This window comes from Asticcacaulis sp. (assembly GCF_020217185.1).
Taxonomy (GTDB): domain Bacteria; phylum Pseudomonadota; class Alphaproteobacteria; order Caulobacterales; family Caulobacteraceae; genus Asticcacaulis.
The window spans coordinates 1-15091 of sequence record NZ_JAIWNX010000064.1 but is presented as its reverse complement, the minus strand read 5'-3'; the positions used below and the strand labels follow the sequence as shown (position 1 = coordinate 15091).

At 61.2% G+C, this 15091-nt stretch carries 16 protein-coding genes; 1 reads left to right on the top strand and 15 read right to left on the bottom strand.

Annotation, left to right across the window (positions count from 1 at the left end):
* The 6 genes from LDL37_RS03120 to LDL37_RS03095 all read right to left on the bottom strand — a co-directional run.
* Window positions 1-248, bottom strand: a 248-nt coding sequence (locus tag LDL37_RS03120) for a biotin/lipoyl-containing protein (protein WP_290794187.1), incomplete at its 3' end; no start/stop codon positions are given.
* A gap of 118 nt (window positions 249-366) precedes the next feature.
* Complete coding sequence (locus LDL37_RS03115; protein ID WP_290794183.1) at window positions 367-3348, bottom strand: 2-oxoglutarate dehydrogenase E1 component; 2982 nt, start codon at window positions 3346-3348, stop codon at window positions 367-369.
* 397 nt (window positions 3349-3745) lie between these two features.
* Entirely contained in the window at window positions 3746-4630 is an 885-nt protein-coding gene (sucD, locus tag LDL37_RS03110; protein WP_013477770.1) for a succinate--CoA ligase subunit alpha, read from the bottom strand.
* Between the two features lie 10 nt (window positions 4631-4640).
* A complete protein-coding gene (gene sucC, locus LDL37_RS03105) occupies window positions 4641-5843 on the bottom strand; it encodes an ADP-forming succinate--CoA ligase subunit beta (RefSeq protein ID WP_126421900.1) in 1203 nt (400 codons plus the stop codon).
* A gap of 194 nt (window positions 5844-6037) precedes the next feature.
* Window positions 6038-7318: an MFS transporter gene (locus LDL37_RS03100; protein ID WP_290794177.1), complete on the bottom strand. Its 1281-nt coding sequence runs from the start codon at window positions 7316-7318 to the stop codon at window positions 6038-6040.
* A gap of 80 nt (window positions 7319-7398) precedes the next feature.
* Window positions 7399-7959, bottom strand: coding sequence for a DUF2306 domain-containing protein (locus LDL37_RS03095; RefSeq protein ID WP_290794174.1), 561 nt, complete (start codon window positions 7957-7959; stop codon window positions 7399-7401).
* 82 nt (window positions 7960-8041) lie between these two features.
* Between LDL37_RS03095 and LDL37_RS03090 the strand changes: the two genes are divergently transcribed.
* Window positions 8042-8899: a LytTR family DNA-binding domain-containing protein gene (locus LDL37_RS03090; RefSeq protein ID WP_290794171.1), complete on the top strand. Its 858-nt coding sequence runs from the start codon at window positions 8042-8044 to the stop codon at window positions 8897-8899.
* A 4-nt stretch (window positions 8900-8903) separates the two neighbouring features.
* Here LDL37_RS03090 and LDL37_RS03085 read toward each other — a convergent pair whose 3' ends face one another.
* From LDL37_RS03085 to phaZ, 9 genes are all read right to left on the bottom strand, one after another.
* Entirely contained in the window at window positions 8904-9386 is a 483-nt protein-coding gene (locus LDL37_RS03085) for an SRPBCC family protein (RefSeq protein WP_290794169.1), read from the bottom strand.
* A gap of 11 nt (window positions 9387-9397) precedes the next feature.
* Window positions 9398-10093: a YceI family protein gene (locus LDL37_RS03080; protein WP_290794167.1), complete on the bottom strand. Its 696-nt coding sequence runs from the start codon at window positions 10091-10093 to the stop codon at window positions 9398-9400.
* A gap of 7 nt (window positions 10094-10100) precedes the next feature.
* Window positions 10101-10589 carry an SRPBCC family protein gene (locus LDL37_RS03075; RefSeq protein ID WP_290794165.1) on the bottom strand — a complete coding sequence of 163 codons (489 nt, stop codon included), beginning with the start codon at window positions 10587-10589 and terminating at the stop codon, window positions 10101-10103.
* 191 nt (window positions 10590-10780) lie between these two features.
* Complete coding sequence (locus LDL37_RS03070) at window positions 10781-11218, bottom strand: VOC family protein (RefSeq protein ID WP_290794162.1); 438 nt, start codon at window positions 11216-11218, stop codon at window positions 10781-10783.
* A gap of 21 nt (window positions 11219-11239) precedes the next feature.
* Window positions 11240-11773, bottom strand: a complete 534-nt coding sequence (locus LDL37_RS03065) for an SRPBCC family protein (protein WP_290794159.1) — start codon at window positions 11771-11773, stop codon at window positions 11240-11242.
* Window positions 11774-11783: 10 nt separating this feature from the next.
* The gene (locus tag LDL37_RS03060; RefSeq protein ID WP_290794156.1) at window positions 11784-12734 is read right to left on the bottom strand and encodes an SRPBCC family protein; all 951 of its coding nucleotides are present in this window, start codon (window positions 12732-12734) and stop codon (window positions 11784-11786) included.
* Window positions 12731-13129, bottom strand: a complete 399-nt coding sequence (locus LDL37_RS03055) for a metalloregulator ArsR/SmtB family transcription factor (RefSeq protein ID WP_290794153.1) — start codon at window positions 13127-13129, stop codon at window positions 12731-12733. Before LDL37_RS03055 ends, LDL37_RS03060 begins: the two co-directional genes overlap by 4 nt.
* A gap of 58 nt (window positions 13130-13187) precedes the next feature.
* Window positions 13188-13910 (bottom strand): SprT family zinc-dependent metalloprotease, encoded by a 723-nt coding sequence (locus LDL37_RS03050; protein ID WP_290794149.1) that lies wholly within the window; start codon window positions 13908-13910, stop codon window positions 13188-13190.
* 104 nt (window positions 13911-14014) lie between these two features.
* On the bottom strand, window positions 14015-15091 hold a 1077-nt coding region (gene phaZ / locus LDL37_RS03045), incomplete at its 5' end, for a polyhydroxyalkanoate depolymerase (RefSeq protein ID WP_290794147.1).

The window sequence follows — 15091 nt, the reverse complement described above, 5'->3', positions numbered from 1 at the left end:
GCGACGGCGGCACCGGCGGCGCCGATACGGCCCAGCACGGCACCGGGGGTGACGGTATCGCCTTCACCGGCGAGGATTTCGGTCAGGGTGCCGTCAGCGGGGGCAGCCACTTCGAGCGAAACCTTGTCGGTTTCCAGCTCGACGAGGATTTCGTCCTTCTTCACGGCGTCGCCGGGCTTCTTGGTCCACTTGGCAATGGTGGCCTCGGAAACGGATTCGCCGAGGACGGGGGTAAGGATGTCGGCCATGGGTATAGGCTCCGATTTATCTTTTCAAATTCAGGGGGTGAAGGGCGCGCTCAGGGTTCAATGGCAGCGCCCTTCATAGGGACGGGTTCGGGAAACTTCGTTCAGACAGCCCGCGCGGTTACGCGAAGGCCTCGTTCAGGAAGGTTTCCAGCTCTTTCAGGTGGCGGCTCATGACACCGGCAGCGGTCGAGGCCGAGGCCGGGCGACCGACATAGCGGGCGCGCTTGGCCTTGATCTTCAGCTTGTCGAGCGTCAGTTCAAGCCACGGATCGACGAACGACCAGCCGCCCATATTCTTCGGCTCTTCCTGACACCACACCAGTTCGGCGTTCTTGAAGCGGCCCAGCTCGGTCAGCAGGGACTTCATCGGCCACGGATAGAACTGCTCCAGACGCATCAGATAGACGTCCTTGATGCCCTTCTTTTCGCGCTCATCCAGCAGGTCGTAATAGACCTTGCCGGAACAGAGCACGACGCGACGGATCTTGTCGTCGGCCACCAGCTTGACACCCGCCACGTCGGGACGACGCTCGGCGTCGTCGTGCAGCACGCGGTGGAAGGACGAACCTTCCGAGATGTCGGCAAGGGTCGAAACCGCCTTCTTGTGACGCAGAAGCGACTTCGGCGTCATGATGATCAGCGGCTTGCGGAACGGACGGTGGATCTGACGGCGCAGGATGTGGAAGTAGTTGGCCGGCGTCGTGCAGTTGGCGACCTGCATATTGTCTTCGGCGCACAGTTGCAGGAAGCGTTCCAGGCGCGCCGACGAGTGTTCGGGGCCCTGACCTTCGTAACCGTGCGGCAGCAGCATGACGAGGCCCGACATGCGCAGCCACTTGCGTTCGCCCGACGAGATGAACTGGTCAATCACGACCTGAGCCCCGTTGACGAAGTCACCGAACTGGCCTTCCCACATAACAAGGGTGTTGGGATCGGCCAGCGAGTAGCCGTATTCGAAGCCCAGCACCGCCTCTTCCGACAGGGCCGAGTCGATCACTTCGTAAGCGCCCTGACCTTCACGCAGATGGTTGAGCGGGAAATAACGCTCTTCCGTGCGCTGGTCGATAAAGGCCGAATGGCGTTGCGAGAAGGTACCGCGGATCGAGTCCTGACCCGACAGGCGCACGTCGAAGCCTTCGTCGAGCAGCGACCCGAAGGCCAGATGCTCAGCCAGCGCCCAGTCGATATTTTCGCCGCTGTCGATCGCCTGACGGCGGCCTTCGATCACGCGGCGCAGCGTCTTGTGCGCCTCGATCTCGTTGGGGATGGTGGTGATCTTGCGACCGATCTCTTCCAGCTTGGCGCGCGGCACCGAGGTGAAGCCGCGACGCTCATCGTCTTCGGGCAGGCCGAGGCCCGACCACTTGCCGTCCAGCCAGTCGGCCTTGGTCGCCTTATATTCCTTACCCGCCTCGAACTCAGCGTTGAGGAAGGCGTCGAATTCGGCGATCCAGCCGTCGATTTCGGCCTGCGTGGCCACACCTTCGGCGATCAGGCGCTGACCGTACAGTTCGCGCGTGGACGGATGGTCCTTGATCTTGGCGTACATGATCGGCTGCGTGAACGTCGGATCGTCGCCTTCGTTGTGACCGAAGCGGCGATAGCAGAACATGTCGATCACCACGTCCTTGGCAAACTTCTGCCGGAACTCGGTGGCGACCTTGGCGCAATAGACCACGGCTTCGGGATCGTCGCCGTTACAGTGCAGGATCGGGGCCTGCGCGCCCAGCGCCTGATCCGACGGATAGGGCGAGGAGCGCGAGAAGCGCGGCGCGGTCGTAAAGCCGATCTGGTTGTTGACGATGATATGCAGCGTACCGCCGGTCTTGTACCCCTTCAGCCCCATCAGGGCGAAGCATTCGGCCACCACGCCCTGACCCGCAAAGGCGGCATCGCCGTGCAGGATCAGCGGGATGGTCTGGCTGCGGTCGAGCTGACCGTCGCCCTTGGCCTTGATGTGCGCCGCCTGCTTGGCGCGGGCCTTGCCCAGCACGACCGGGTTGACGATTTCAAGGTGCGACGGGTTGGCCGTCAGCGACAGGTGGACATTGTTGCCGTCAAAGGCGCGGTCCGAAGACGCCCCCATGTGGTATTTCACGTCGCCGGTCGAGTCGATGTCGAGCGGCACGGTCGAACCGCCCTGGAATTCGTGGAACAGGGCGCGATAGGGCTTACCCATAACGGCCGTCAGCACGTTGAGGCGGCCCCGGTGCGGCATCCCCAGAATGAGGTCCTTCACGCCCAGATTGCCACCGCGCTTGATGATCTGTTCCATGGCCGGGATCAGGGCTTCACCGCCGTCGAGGCCGAAGCGCTTGGTGCCGGGGAAACGGCGGTGCAGGAAGCGTTCGAGGCCTTCGGTCTCGATCAGCTTCTTGAGGATGGCGATCTTGCCTTCCTTGGTGAAGGTGATTTCCTTGTCGCGGCCTTCGATGCGCTCCTGAATCCACGCCTTTTCGGCCGTGTCATAGATGTGCATGTACTGCACGCCGACATTGGCGCAGTAGGTGCGGCGCAGGATCTGAATAATTTCTTTCAGCGTCGCCGTTTCCAAACCCAGCACGCCGTCGATGAAGATCGGGCGGTCCATGTCGGCGGCGCTAAAGCCCCAGTGTTCCGGCAGCAGTTCCGGATTCTCACCCTTCGGCTCCAGACCCAGCGGGTCGAGATTGGCCTGAAGGTGACCGCGGATGCGATAGGCGCGGATCAGCATGAGGGCGCGCACGGAATCGCGCGCGGCGTTTTGCAGGTCGGCGGCGGAGGCCGGCGCGGCCTTACCGGCGGCGGCGTCCTTGGCGTTCTTTTCGGCGATACCCTTGGCAGCCTTGGCTTCGACGGCAGGCCAGAACCCGTCCAGCGCCGAAGTCAGCTCATCGCGCTTTTCCACGACGGGGCGCGCCCAACCGCCCACCGAAGCGTTCTGCGCCACGTTGGTCGGGTTGTCCATAAGCTGATCGAAAAAGGCCCGCCAAGCCGGAGTGACAGAGCTGGGGTCCTTTGCCCACTGCTCCTGAATCTGTTCGATGAACAGGGCGTTGCCGCCATAAAGGAACGAGGTTTCCGCGAAAACCTGGTTCAGCCGACCGGAATCGTCCGCCATTCTATACCTTGCGAGACGGCCAATTACGACACCGTCTCCCTTTCGTACTTGGGTTGAGGCGGCCAATAACGACACCGCCTGACAGGAAGGTCTATACTCTCTTTGAGAGGTGTTGAGAACCTCTTAAGCCGGAAAAATCGTATACGATTTATTGGGCAAAATGTTAGCGCTCACATTATGCGTCCGTCATGCCTCGGCGGCAACAAAAAAGCGCGCAACCCGGAGGCTACGCGCTTTTCGTGACGAGTATATGGCAAGCCATAAAACCTCTGGCTACCTGCACCAACGGGGAGCCGGGCGGCAGGTCAGGGGACGTTAAGAGCCCCCACCACCGCATCTAGCGCTTCGCGCGTCGTGCGGTCCCCCTCCCCAGCAAGCTGGGGAGGTATAACAGGTCTTAACCCTTCAGCACGCTGAGCAGGGTTTCGCCGAGCGCCGCCGGAGACGGAGACACCTTGATGCCCGCCGCTTCCATGGCCGCGATCTTGTCTTCCGCGCCGCCCTTGCCACCGGAGATGATAGCACCGGCGTGGCCCATGCGGCGGCCCGGAGGCGCCGTGCGGCCCGCGATAAAGCCAGCCATCGGCTTTTTACGGCCGCGCTTGGCTTCGTCGATCAGGAACTGAGCGGCGTCTTCTTCGGCCGAGCCGCCGATTTCACCGATCATGATGATCGACTTGGTTTCGTCGTCTGCCAGGAACATTTCCAGCACGTCGATGAACTCGGTGCCCTTGACCGGGTCACCACCGATACCGACGGCGGTCGTTTGACCCAGACCGGCATTGGTCGTCTGGAACACCGCTTCATAGGTGAGCGTGCCCGAACGCGAGACAACGCCGACCGAACCCTTGGAGAAGATGTTGCCCGGCATGATGCCGATTTTGCACTCGTTCGGCGTCAGGACGCCGGGGCAGTTCGGCCCGATCAGGCGCGACTTGGAACCCGACAGGGCGCGCTTCACCTTCACCATATCCAGCACCGGAATGCCTTCGGTGATGCAGACGATCAGCGGGATTTCGGCTTCGATGGCCTCTAGGATGGCGTCAGCCGCGAAGGGCGGCGGCACGTAGATGGCCGAGGCGTCGGCACCGGTACGTTCCTTGGCTTCGGCAACGGAGTCGAACACCGGCAGGCCGATGTGGGTGGTGCCGCCCTTGCCGGGGGTCACGCCGCCAACGACCTTGGTGCCGTAGGCGATGGCCTGTTCGGAGTGGAAGGTGCCTTGCGCGCCGGTGAAGCCCTGCGTGATGACCTTGGTTTGCGAATTGATCAGTACGGACATTGCTCTAACCTTAGCCCTTCACAGCCTTGACGATCTTGGCGGCCGCATCGGCCAGATCGTCGGCGGCGATCACGTTCAGGCCGCTTTCGTTGATGATTTTCTTGCCGAGTTCGACATTGGTGCCTTCGAGGCGCACCACCAGAGGCACCTTCAGGCCGACTTCCTTCACCGCGGCGATCACGCCTTCGGCGATGATGTCACAGCGCATGATGCCGCCGAAGATGTTGACCAGGATACCCTTCACGTTCGGGTCCGAGGTGATGATCTTGAAGGCCGCGGTGACCTTTTCCTTGTTGGCGCCGCCGCCGACGTCGAGGAAGTTGGCCGGTTCCGCGCCATAGAGCTTGATGATGTCGAGCGTGGCCATGGCCAGACCGGCGCCGTTGACCATGCAGCCGATTTCGCCGTCAAGGGCGATATAGGAGAGGTCGAACTTCGAGGCTTCGATTTCCTTCGAATCTTCTTCGCTCAGGTCGCGCAGGGCCTGAATATCCGGATGACGGAACAGCGAGTTGGAATCGAACGACACCTTGGCGTCCAGCACCAGAAGCTGGTCGTCGCCCGTGATGATCAGCGGGTTGATTTCCAGCATGTCCATGTCCTTGGCGTTGAACGCCGCATACAGTTGCTGAAGCAGCTTGAAGCCCTGCTTGGCCAGATCGCCCTTCAGACCCAGAGCGTGCGCCAGGGTACGACCGTGGGTCGGGAACACGCCGGTCGCCGGGTCGATGGTGAAGGAGTGAATCTTTTCCGGGGTCGAATGGGCGACTTCTTCGATGTCCATGCCGCCTTCGGTCGAGGCAACAACCGACACGCGCGAAGTGACGCGATCGACTAGGAGCGACAGATACAGCTCCTTTTTGATGTCCGCGCCTTCTTCGATGTACAGGCGATTGACCTGCTTGCCCGCCGGACCCGTCTGATGGGTCACGAGCACGCGGCCCAGCATTTCGTCGGCATTGGCTTCGACGTCGGCCGGCGACTTGACGACGCGCACGCCGCCCTTGGCGTCGGGGCCCAGGCCTTCGAAACGGCCCTTACCACGGCCACCGGCGTGGATTTGCGACTTGACGACCCACACCTTGGTGGAATCGTCCTTCAGGTTCTTGGCGGCCTCAAGGGCTTCCTTGGGCGAAAAGGCGGGATAGCCGCGCGGAACGGCGACGCCGAACTCCTTGAGTACGGCCTTGGCTTGATGCTCGTGAATGTTCATGGAACCGGTCTTATCAAATGGGATGCTGGCCCGTGTTAGCGATACCAGCGAGGAAATACAAGCCGTGCGGCGCACAGCTCGGCGACCTTGGGGGCACGGACGTCTTTGCCCGTACCGACGGGGTGGGGTTATAAAGACCCGTCCGGCGTTGTGCAACCGCAAGATCGCGGATTTTTGCCGTGGTCGAGTCGGGCTCAGACGGAAATCGGGGCCATTTTCCAGTCACGCTTAAGGGTAAGCGCTGTCAGAAGAAAGCACCCGGCCCCCAGCGCGTAGAAAACAAGGCCGCCGGTCACGGCCATTTTCAACGCATTTGCCGCATAATTATATGATAAATAATCCGAAATCGCGCCCATAATCCACGAGCCGAAGCCGAGGCCGATGATATTGGTGACAAACAGAAACAGGGCCGAAGCCAGCGCGCGGTCCTGCGGTTCGACCACGTGGTGCAGGCTGGCGATCACCGGCCCCATCCACACCAGACCGAGCGCCTGAGCGAGGATCAGCAAAGCAAACCCTGCTGCCGTATCGAAGGCCAGACCCGGCATCAGCAGCACCAGCCCGTAGGTCGGGATGCACAGAAGATAGGCCACCGCAGGCACCAGCGCGAAGGCACGTGGCGATTTTGCGCCTAAGCGATCCGCGACAAAGCCGCCGCCCAGAATACCTATGGCACCCCCGATAAGGACGATCAGGCCGAAGCTGAAAGAGGCGGACATCAGCGTTGCCTTGAACGAGCGCATAAATACCGAGGGCAGCCAGAACATCAGCCCATAGCCAATCACGGACGACAGCGAAGCGCCCAGCGAAATCAGCCACAGCGAGCGATTGCGCATCAGGCGACGCAGTCGGTCCAGCGCCGGGACGGTATCGGTTTGCGTCTGAACGTCATGACGGCGCGTGCCGAAGAAGAACAGCGGTGCGAACAACACCCCCAGCAAACCGATGGTCACAAAGGCGTGCCGCCAGTCAAAGGTCGCCGCCAGAAGCCCGCCGAACATGATGCCCAGACCTGACCCCAACGGCACGCCCAGCGAAAAGACGGCCATGGCTCTGGCGCGATGGGCGGGCGGATAGAGGTCACTGATCAGGCTTTGTGCGGGGGCGACGCCGCCCGCTTCGCCGACGCCGACGCCGAACCGCCCCAGCGCCAGGGCAAGCCACGAGGTGGCCAGACCGCAGGCCGCCGTGGCTGCACTCCACACAATCAGGGCCGCCGTGATCAGCCGCACCCGCCCGACCCTCTGTGCGATCATCGCCGCCGGAATACCGAGCAGGGTATAGACAAAAGCAAAGGCGAAACCACCCAGCCAGCCCAGTTGTGCATCGCTTAGCTTCAGTTCGGCCTTGATCGGCTGAGCGAGGATGGAGAGGATCTGGCGATCAACAAAATTAAAAATATAGACGATCAGCAGCAGAACCAGACAGAGGTGCGTTTTCCATCCCGGAAGGGCCGGTTGCGTCTGATCGGTCATAGTGCGGGTCCCGCCAAATTACGAAACCAAACCTAACACGTCGTTTTGAAAATCCAAACGCTTAAGGCGGGTTATTCCGGTTATCCGAAAAACACGTGCCACAGCAGGCGGCCCGGCATAAAAGCAAACAGGCCCGCCACGACCAGCCCACCCATAAACAGGCTGGTGGCCATAGTGCGATGCCGTTTGATGTTTTTGGTGCGCGCCGCGTAGAGGATCATCGGCGCGACCACCACCGTCCAGCCCGACAGGATATGGATAAAGCTGAACATGCCGTGGTTGAGCCCGCGCAGCCAGAAGCTCGGTATGGCCGCCGTTAGCATCAGGGCCAGCCAGATATAGCCCAGCAGACGGTGCGGCGTGCGCCCCTTCGGTCCCAGCAATTGATAAAGGCCGATGACAAAGGCCGTCATCGCCGCGCTGAGATGGATTTGCGTCGCCAGTGACGACTCAGCAATGGCGCGCAGGTTCGGGGCGTGCAGATGGGCTCCCTCAACAACCCGGGCAAAGGCGCTGAGATCGCCGCCGGAGGCAAGGGCGCTCATCAGGATGAGACCACCCGTCAGGATCAGGGCGCTGATGAATTTCCAGACAAAAGAATAGACCGAACGCGGCTTTGAGGCGGTTTCAGGGGCGGACATCAGGGGTTTCCGTGAAAATTGACTTGTGCGGGGTGACCGCTTCACGGCAATTAGACAGGGCTTATCGGCTATGGGGAGACGGATGCGCGAACAGAAGGCGTTACTGCGCGAAACGACGGGATCGACCGTTCACGCTTCGCCAATAGCATGTCTGCCATGGTCAGAGACCCTGTCCGGCGTCGGTCGCATTCTGGCGGCCTCGCTGGGCATGGCTTTGTTCTTAAGCCTGATTAATGCGTTCAATACAGGCCAGATTCCCTTCGTTATGCGCTTCCTTTATTGGGCGGCGTTGATGCTCGCCGGATCGCTAGTGGCGGTGGGCGTTGATCGTTTAGGCATGAAGGTGATCCGCCATCGCCTGCATATGGAAGGACGTCCGTGGCTGTATGGCGTCGTGCTGACCGTGCTTCTGACGCCGTCCATCTCATTGGCTGTCTGGGCGATTACTCCTCTGTTCGGCCACATGCGCTGGGACATTTCTCTCTATCCGCGCTTCTTTGTGCCGGTCGGCGTGATCTCTGCCGCCATGACGACGCTGAATGTGTTGAGCAACCGCGAACCGCAGCAAAGCCATGCCTTCGCGCCACCCCCGCCCGCCGAGTTAGCAAGCCAGGCTGACCCGGCGCGCGTCGCTTTTCGTGAGCGCTTACCGTTCAAGCATCAGAAGGCCGACATCTATGCCCTATCGGCCGAGGACCATTATCTGCGCGTGCATACCAGCGCGGGAAGCACGCTGATCCTGATGCGGCTTTACGACGCCATCCGCGAACTCGAGGGGATCGAAGGTTCGCAGACGCACCGTTCGTGGTGGGTGGCCCGCGACGCCATCGAAGACATCCGCCGGCAGGACGGGCGCGTCAGCCTCACCCTGCGCGGCGATATCGAAGCCCCCGTCAGCCGCTCCTATCAGAAGGTGCTCAAGGCCGACGGGTGGATTTAGGCTTCTACTGTCTGTTCAGCCACGCTTCCAGCATATCGAGCAGGGCATGGGTTCCGGCCTGGCGGTCGGCAATGTGGTCGCAGCCGTCGAGGAAGGCCAGTTGCTCGGTCAGGCTCAGCCGTGAACCGGTCGCCGTGGTGCTGAATTCCAGCGTCAGCAGCGAAACCGTGAGCAGGGCGTCCCCCACATGCATGGTGAAGCTGGAGATAATGCGCGCTACTCTGCCTTGAGGCCCGTCTTCGGGCGGTACAATATCGTGAAAGACGGCCGACATGATGTGGCGCGGCTGTCCCTTGGGGCCGCCGCTGCTGCGCTCATGCCCGCCGATGCGGAAATCAAGCGCGTGCGGGTCGCTTTCCCAGTCCGACGGGCCGGTGAACCACTGAGCCTTTGCCACCGGGTCCGACCACGCCTTGAAGACGGTTTCGACCGGAAAGGCCAGGTCGCGGGTCAGGCGCATAGTGTGCGGGGTCATCGAACGGGTCATGGGGCGTCCTCCTACTTGGCCTTGAGCGGCGGGCCGGAAAATTCGGCGTCAATGACGATGCCGACCGTGTCACCGACACCCATCGTGCTGCCCGGTTCCGGAATGCCAAAGGCCATGCCGAAGTCTGAACGCTTGATCTCACCCCTGGCCGAAAATCCGATACGGGCATTGGGGTCATAGGGGGCAAACCCGGCATAGCCGCCGTTAAGCACCGCATCGAGTACCACCGGCCTGGTGACGCCGCGCAGGGTCAGGTCACCGTAAATCTTCGCCGAATAATCGCCGGTCTTTTCAATCTTCGTAGAGACAAAGGTCATTTGCGGATGTGTCGCCGCATCGAACCACTGCGCTGACATCAGGCTGTCGTGGAAGCCTTTGGGCGGGGCGGGCAGGTCGAGCGATTTGACATCGACCGTGGCCCTGAGTTTGGCCGCTTCCGGGTGAGAAGGGTCGATCTCCAGCGTCGCATCGAAACGGTCGAAGCCCGCCGTGTAGGTCGAAAAGCCGAGATGGCTGACCGTGAAGGTCAGGCTGGCGTGCGAGGTATCGAGTTTGTAGAGACCCGCCGGGAAGTCTTTGGACACCGGCGTGGCGGGGGCGGGCTTGGGAGCGGAAGCGTCTGGTGTTGTCTCCGCCGGCGGCTGCGAACAGGCCGTCAGTCCGGCGCTCATCACCAGAAGGCCGAAGGTAAAGGGCAGAAGCCGCATGGGTCACCTATGCGTTTAAGGATTGGGCGAGGGCTTCGAGCTGATCGGTGGCAATGCCCCAGCCCTCATGAAAGCCCATCTGTTCGTGCTGTTGGCGCGTCTCGACCGACCAGTGCAGGGCCTTGGCGACATAGCGCGTATGGCCTTCGGGTGTGTCTTCCAGCGTGATGATGGCGGTCATGAAGGGGGCTTCCGAGGGCTCCCACGCCGTCACGTAGGCGTCCGTCATGACCAGCTTTTCGTTCTCGATCACTTCGAGATAGACGCCGCGATTGGGGACGATCTCGCCATTGGGTCCGTGCATGACGAAGGCATTGCTGCCACCTGTGCGCACGTCCAGTTCGACCTGATCAATATACCACGGCTTGGGGCAGAACCATTCGGCCAGCAGCTTCGGGTCGGTCCAGCAGCGCCAGACCAGCGCGCGGGGGGCCTTCAACAGGCGTTCCAGCACCAGTTCACGCTCGGCAATCGGAGTAGCGGGTTGCGGGGTCATTTTTCATTTCCTTTGAGAATTAGAGCATTCGTCGGCTAAGTTGAGCCGCTGAATGGCTCTAAGTTTTTGTTTAGTCGCGCAATTTTTCCGAAAAGTGGTGCCCACTTTATCGGATTACGCTCTAGACACAGCGCCGCCCTCCCCTTCCGGGTCACGGAAGGGCGGCAGGGATTCTTGTTTTGTGAGTGTTGTTATTGTGGAGTGTTGGCAGCGACGAAGGCTTCGTCAGCCACCGTATTGATCATCCACGGCTGACCATATTTGTCGATAAACATGCCGAACAGGGGCGACCAGAAGGTGGGCGCAAGCGGCATGTTCACCGCCTTCGCCTCTTTCGTCAGGCCGTCCCAGATGCGCTGCGTCTCTTCGACGGTATGGGGCTGAATGGACACGCAGAAGCCGGACGGGTTGGACGGACCGTATTCCGGCGGGCAGTCCGCGCCCTGAATGATCCCGTCACCCGTATTCAGGGTGGCGTGCATGACCCAGTCCTTCAAGGCCGGATCAACGGGCATGTCGGGCGCGGCGGAAAACGGGAAGGTCATCAGTTCGCCACCCAGCACGGACTGATAAAAGGCGAAGGCTTCGGCGCATTGGCCATTGAAACTCAGATAGACATCAATACGCACGGCACGTTCTCCTCTTGGGGTTTATCGGTTTTCCGTCAGCGCTTTGAGGCGTGACAGGCCTTTTTCGAAATCCGCCCCGATCATCTTGTCCATATTGAAGATCAGGCCGAACAGACGCGAGACAAAGGGCGATGGCCCATACATGGCCCAGGTCACCACGGTGCCGCCGTCTTGCGCTTGCAGGGTGAATTCGGCGGTATTGGTGGCGCGGATGGGCTTGATAAAGTCGAGCTGTATGACCAGCTTGCTCGGCACACGGGCTTCGGTGATGGTCATGCGGCCTTCACCGGCCTTGGCATTATCTGACGCCCACTCATAGACAGACCCCGTGCCGGTGGCGGGGCCGCTATAGGTACGGCGCAGCGCCGGGTCGATATCTTCCCACGGCGACCATGTCTGCCAGCGGCGCAGGTCTTCCAGTTCGGCATAGATAGCCTCCGGCGACGCCGCGATGGTCGCCGTGCGCTGAAGCCGGAAGTGGTTGGGCCGTAAGGCGGCGACCAGCAACACCCCGGCAATGGCAAGGCCGATCAGGCCCAGAATAAACGTCAGCATAGTCGCCCCCTCAAATTTTCCCGGTTTTCAGATAGGTCTCCAGACGCAGGAAGTTCTGTTCATTGGCCTGCGGAATGAAGGTCTTGAGCAGTTCCTCCTGTTCGGAGGGTGCAAAATCCATGCGCCAGATCATGTCAGTATGATCGCCGTCCGCGACATATTCGACCGTCATACGAAACTGATGCGTCGGCTGAAGGTGATCGAAGACGATACGCTGGTTCTCAACGATCTCGACAAAACGCTTGTGATTGTCGTGATCGCGCCCGTCCGGCCCGTGCATGATAATGCGAAATTCGCCGCCTTCGCGGAACTCAAACACCGGGATGGAGTTGGTAAAGCCGTCCGGCCCCCACCACTGCTTAAGGTGCTGCGGATTGGCAAACCGCGCAAACAGGGCTTCCGGCGACGCGGCATAACGGTGCGAAGTCACAATCTCAAACCCGGAGGATAGCTCGGACATCAAAGTCTCCATGCGTTCAAAGGCATCGGCCCAGCCGACGGCAAAGCCCTGTTCAATGGCGGCGTCCTTGCATTCCGGCGACAGGAGGCGCGCGTGCAGGGTCAGGCGGGTGCCCGCCCCCTCTTCCTTGAAGGTAATGGTCACGCGCGATTCCGGCGGCAGGCCGGAGCCACACGGATGAAGATGCGGCATCCCTTCATAGACCAGCCGTTCCGGCGCAATGACTTCGACAAAGGTGCCTTCGCAGGGACAGGGCGTACCGTCCGGAGCCGCCATGCCAAGGCGAAAGCGGCCTCCGGGACGCACATCCATCTCACAGGTGTCGTTGTGGAAACCGTGCGGGCCCCACCATTGGCGCACGTGCTCCGGCTTGGTCCACATCTCCCAGACCAGAGCGCGCGGCGCCTTGAAGGTGCGGAACATCACGATGTCGATTTCGCTGGGGAAGGTCACCTCGAAATCCGACAGCATGGCCGAGGGGCGGGGGGCCAGGGTGATCATGTGCGGTCATCCTTTGGGGTATCATCGGGTTTGTCTTTGACCACCGGCAGCGCAGGCGTATCGGCGGCGGCCTGAAGCTGGGTCAGATAGGCCTCCAGCCGGTCAAGCCGCGCCTCCCACATGGCGCGATACTTGGCGAGCCACATATCGACCTCCTTCAGCGGTTCCGGTTCCAGCCGGCAGGGCCGCCACTGCTTTTCACGGCCCCGGCTGATCAGACCGGCCTTTTCCAGCACTTTCAGATGCTTGGACACCGCCGGCAGGCTCATATCGAACGGTTCCGCCAGATCATTGACCGTCGTTTCGCCCAGCGACAGCCGCGCCAGAATGGCCCGGCGCGTCGGATCGGCCAAGGCATTGAGGGTCACAGACAGGTGGTCGGGAGACGCAGGCATACACTTAACCGAAATGTTAAATAACTTATCGGTTAAGTACGCGCGTTAAAACGATGAGTCAAGCCCCATAGGCAAAGAGCTGCACGCCCTCGGTCTTCAGCCAGCGGCGGGCCGCGCGGTAGTCGCCATAAAGCCCTTCGACCTCGGCCCAGAAGCGGTCGGAATGGTCGGGATGACGCAGGTGCGCGGCTTCGTGGGCGCAGACATAAGCAAAGACCGGCTCCGGCGCGAGGATCAGCCGCCAGCTCAGGCGGATGGCCTTGCGCCCCGGCGTGCACGAGCCCCAGCGGCCCTTGGCGTCGAACAGCGACACCTTCACATCGGCATAGCCGAGCTTTTGCGCGTAGATCTCCGTATGGGTCTGGGCAAACTCCAGCGCCTCTTTGCGCAAAAAGCGCTCGATGCGGCGGTGGAAGGCCTCGCCCTCGCCGCCCGCGGTCAGAACGCCGCCCACCATGCGCGCGGCGGCCGCATTGCCTGAGTGAACCAGACGCAGTTGCGCCCCAAGATAGGGAATATCGCTGTCGGGCGTGAAGAACAGCCTGTGGGGCCGCGCCGCCTGATGTTCGATGATCCACTGGGCGCGGCTGAGGGCAAAATCGACGGCCTGAGCCAGATCACGCGGGCGCGGCGCGGTCACCACCGCCTCACCCGTCTTGTTATCGATGCGCAAAGACATACGGCGGGCGCGGGCATTGACCTTCAGACGCAGACGGAAGTCACCGCAGTCGATGACCTGACCCGCCTCATAGGCCGGTTTTGCCCTTTTCAGTCCCAACACTTAAAGCGCAATCCGATAAAGTGGAAACCACTTTTCGGAAAAAATTGCGCGACAAAGCGAAAATTTAGAGCGGGATGAAAAATCCATTTTAAAGTCATCCCGCTCTAAAGAGCGGCCTCGCTGCGGGCGATGAAGTCGCGGATGCGCGGATAGATTTCCTGACGGAAACGGCGGCCATTGAACACGCCATAGTGGCCCGCCCCCGGCTGCACATAAAGCTCGCGCATCTCCTGCGGGATGTTCTTGCACATCTCATGGGCGGCCTGAGTCTGACCGACGCCGGAAATGTCGTCCTTTTCGCCTTCGACCGTCATCAGGGCGATATCGGTCACGGCCTCAAGGCGGACCGGGCGGCCATGATGGATCAGCTCCCCCTTGGGCAGGGCGAACTTCTGGAACACCAGGTCGATGGTCTGAAGGTAAAATTCTTCGGTCAGGTCGAGCACCGACAGGTACTCATCATAAAATTCGAGGTGCTTTTCGATACCGTCGCCGTCATCATCGACCAGCGAGTTGAAATAGGCCCAGTGGGCGTCCTTATGCCGCTCCTCGTTCATGCTCATAAAGGAATAGAGCTGCACAAAGCCCGGATAGACGCGACGGCCTACGCCCGGATAGGGCGGCGGCACGGTGTGGACCATGTTCGACTTGAACCAGGTGAACGGCTTTTCCTGCGCCAGATCATTGGTCACGGTCGGATTATAGCGGGCGTCAATCGGGGAGCCCATAAAGGTCATGGAGGCCGGACGCAGCGGGTCTTTGTCCTCTGACATCAGGCAGGCTGCAGCCAGCACCGGCGGCCCCGGCTGACAAACGGCGACGACGTGCGCCCGCGCGCCAATGGCCCGCAACATGTCGCGTACATGGTCGATAAAGCTGTAGAAGTCGAAACGCCCTTCCAGAACCGGCACCTGACGGGCATTGACCCAGTCGGTGACATAGACATCGTGATCGAGCAGGAATTCCTGCACCGTACCGCGCAGCAGGGTGGCGTAGTGACCGGACAGGGGCGCCACGACCAGCACAGCAGGGGCAGGTTTTTTGACCCCGGCGCGCCGCAGATCGGTCGGGTCGCGCTGAAAACGGATCAGCTTGCACCACGGCGAGGCCCAGTCCTCAACCACCTGAACCCGCACCGGCGTGCCGTTGATTTCGACCGTATCGAGACGCCAGTCAGGCTT

What these genes read in the sequence shown, in the direction of transcription:
- LDL37_RS03115 (WP_290794183.1), bottom strand. Translation starts at nt 3,348, where the DNA reads ATGGCGGACGATTCCGGTCGGCTGAACCAGGTTTTCGCGGAAACCTCG.
- sucD (WP_013477770.1), bottom strand. Translation starts at nt 4,630, where the DNA reads ATGTCCGTACTGATCAATTCGCAAACCAAGGTCATCACGCAGGGCTTC.
- sucC (WP_126421900.1), bottom strand. Translation starts at nt 5,843, where the DNA reads ATGAACATTCACGAGCATCAAGCCAAGGCCGTACTCAAGGAGTTCGGC.
- LDL37_RS03100 (WP_290794177.1), bottom strand. Translation starts at nt 7,318, where the DNA reads ATGACCGATCAGACGCAACCGGCCCTTCCGGGATGGAAAACGCACCTC.
- LDL37_RS03095 (WP_290794174.1), bottom strand. Translation starts at nt 7,959, where the DNA reads ATGTCCGCCCCTGAAACCGCCTCAAAGCCGCGTTCGGTCTATTCTTTT.
- LDL37_RS03090 (WP_290794171.1), top strand. Translation starts at nt 8,042, where the DNA reads ATGCGCGAACAGAAGGCGTTACTGCGCGAAACGACGGGATCGACCGTT.
- LDL37_RS03085 (WP_290794169.1), bottom strand. Translation starts at nt 9,386, where the DNA reads ATGACCCGTTCGATGACCCCGCACACTATGCGCCTGACCCGCGACCTG.
- LDL37_RS03080 (WP_290794167.1), bottom strand. Translation starts at nt 10,093, where the DNA reads ATGCGGCTTCTGCCCTTTACCTTCGGCCTTCTGGTGATGAGCGCCGGA.
- LDL37_RS03075 (WP_290794165.1), bottom strand. Translation starts at nt 10,589, where the DNA reads ATGACCCCGCAACCCGCTACTCCGATTGCCGAGCGTGAACTGGTGCTG.
- LDL37_RS03065 (WP_290794159.1), bottom strand. Translation starts at nt 11,773, where the DNA reads ATGCTGACGTTTATTCTGGGCCTGATCGGCCTTGCCATTGCCGGGGTG.
- LDL37_RS03060 (WP_290794156.1), bottom strand. Translation starts at nt 12,734, where the DNA reads ATGATCACCCTGGCCCCCCGCCCCTCGGCCATGCTGTCGGATTTCGAG.
- LDL37_RS03055 (WP_290794153.1), bottom strand. Translation starts at nt 13,129, where the DNA reads ATGCCTGCGTCTCCCGACCACCTGTCTGTGACCCTCAATGCCTTGGCC.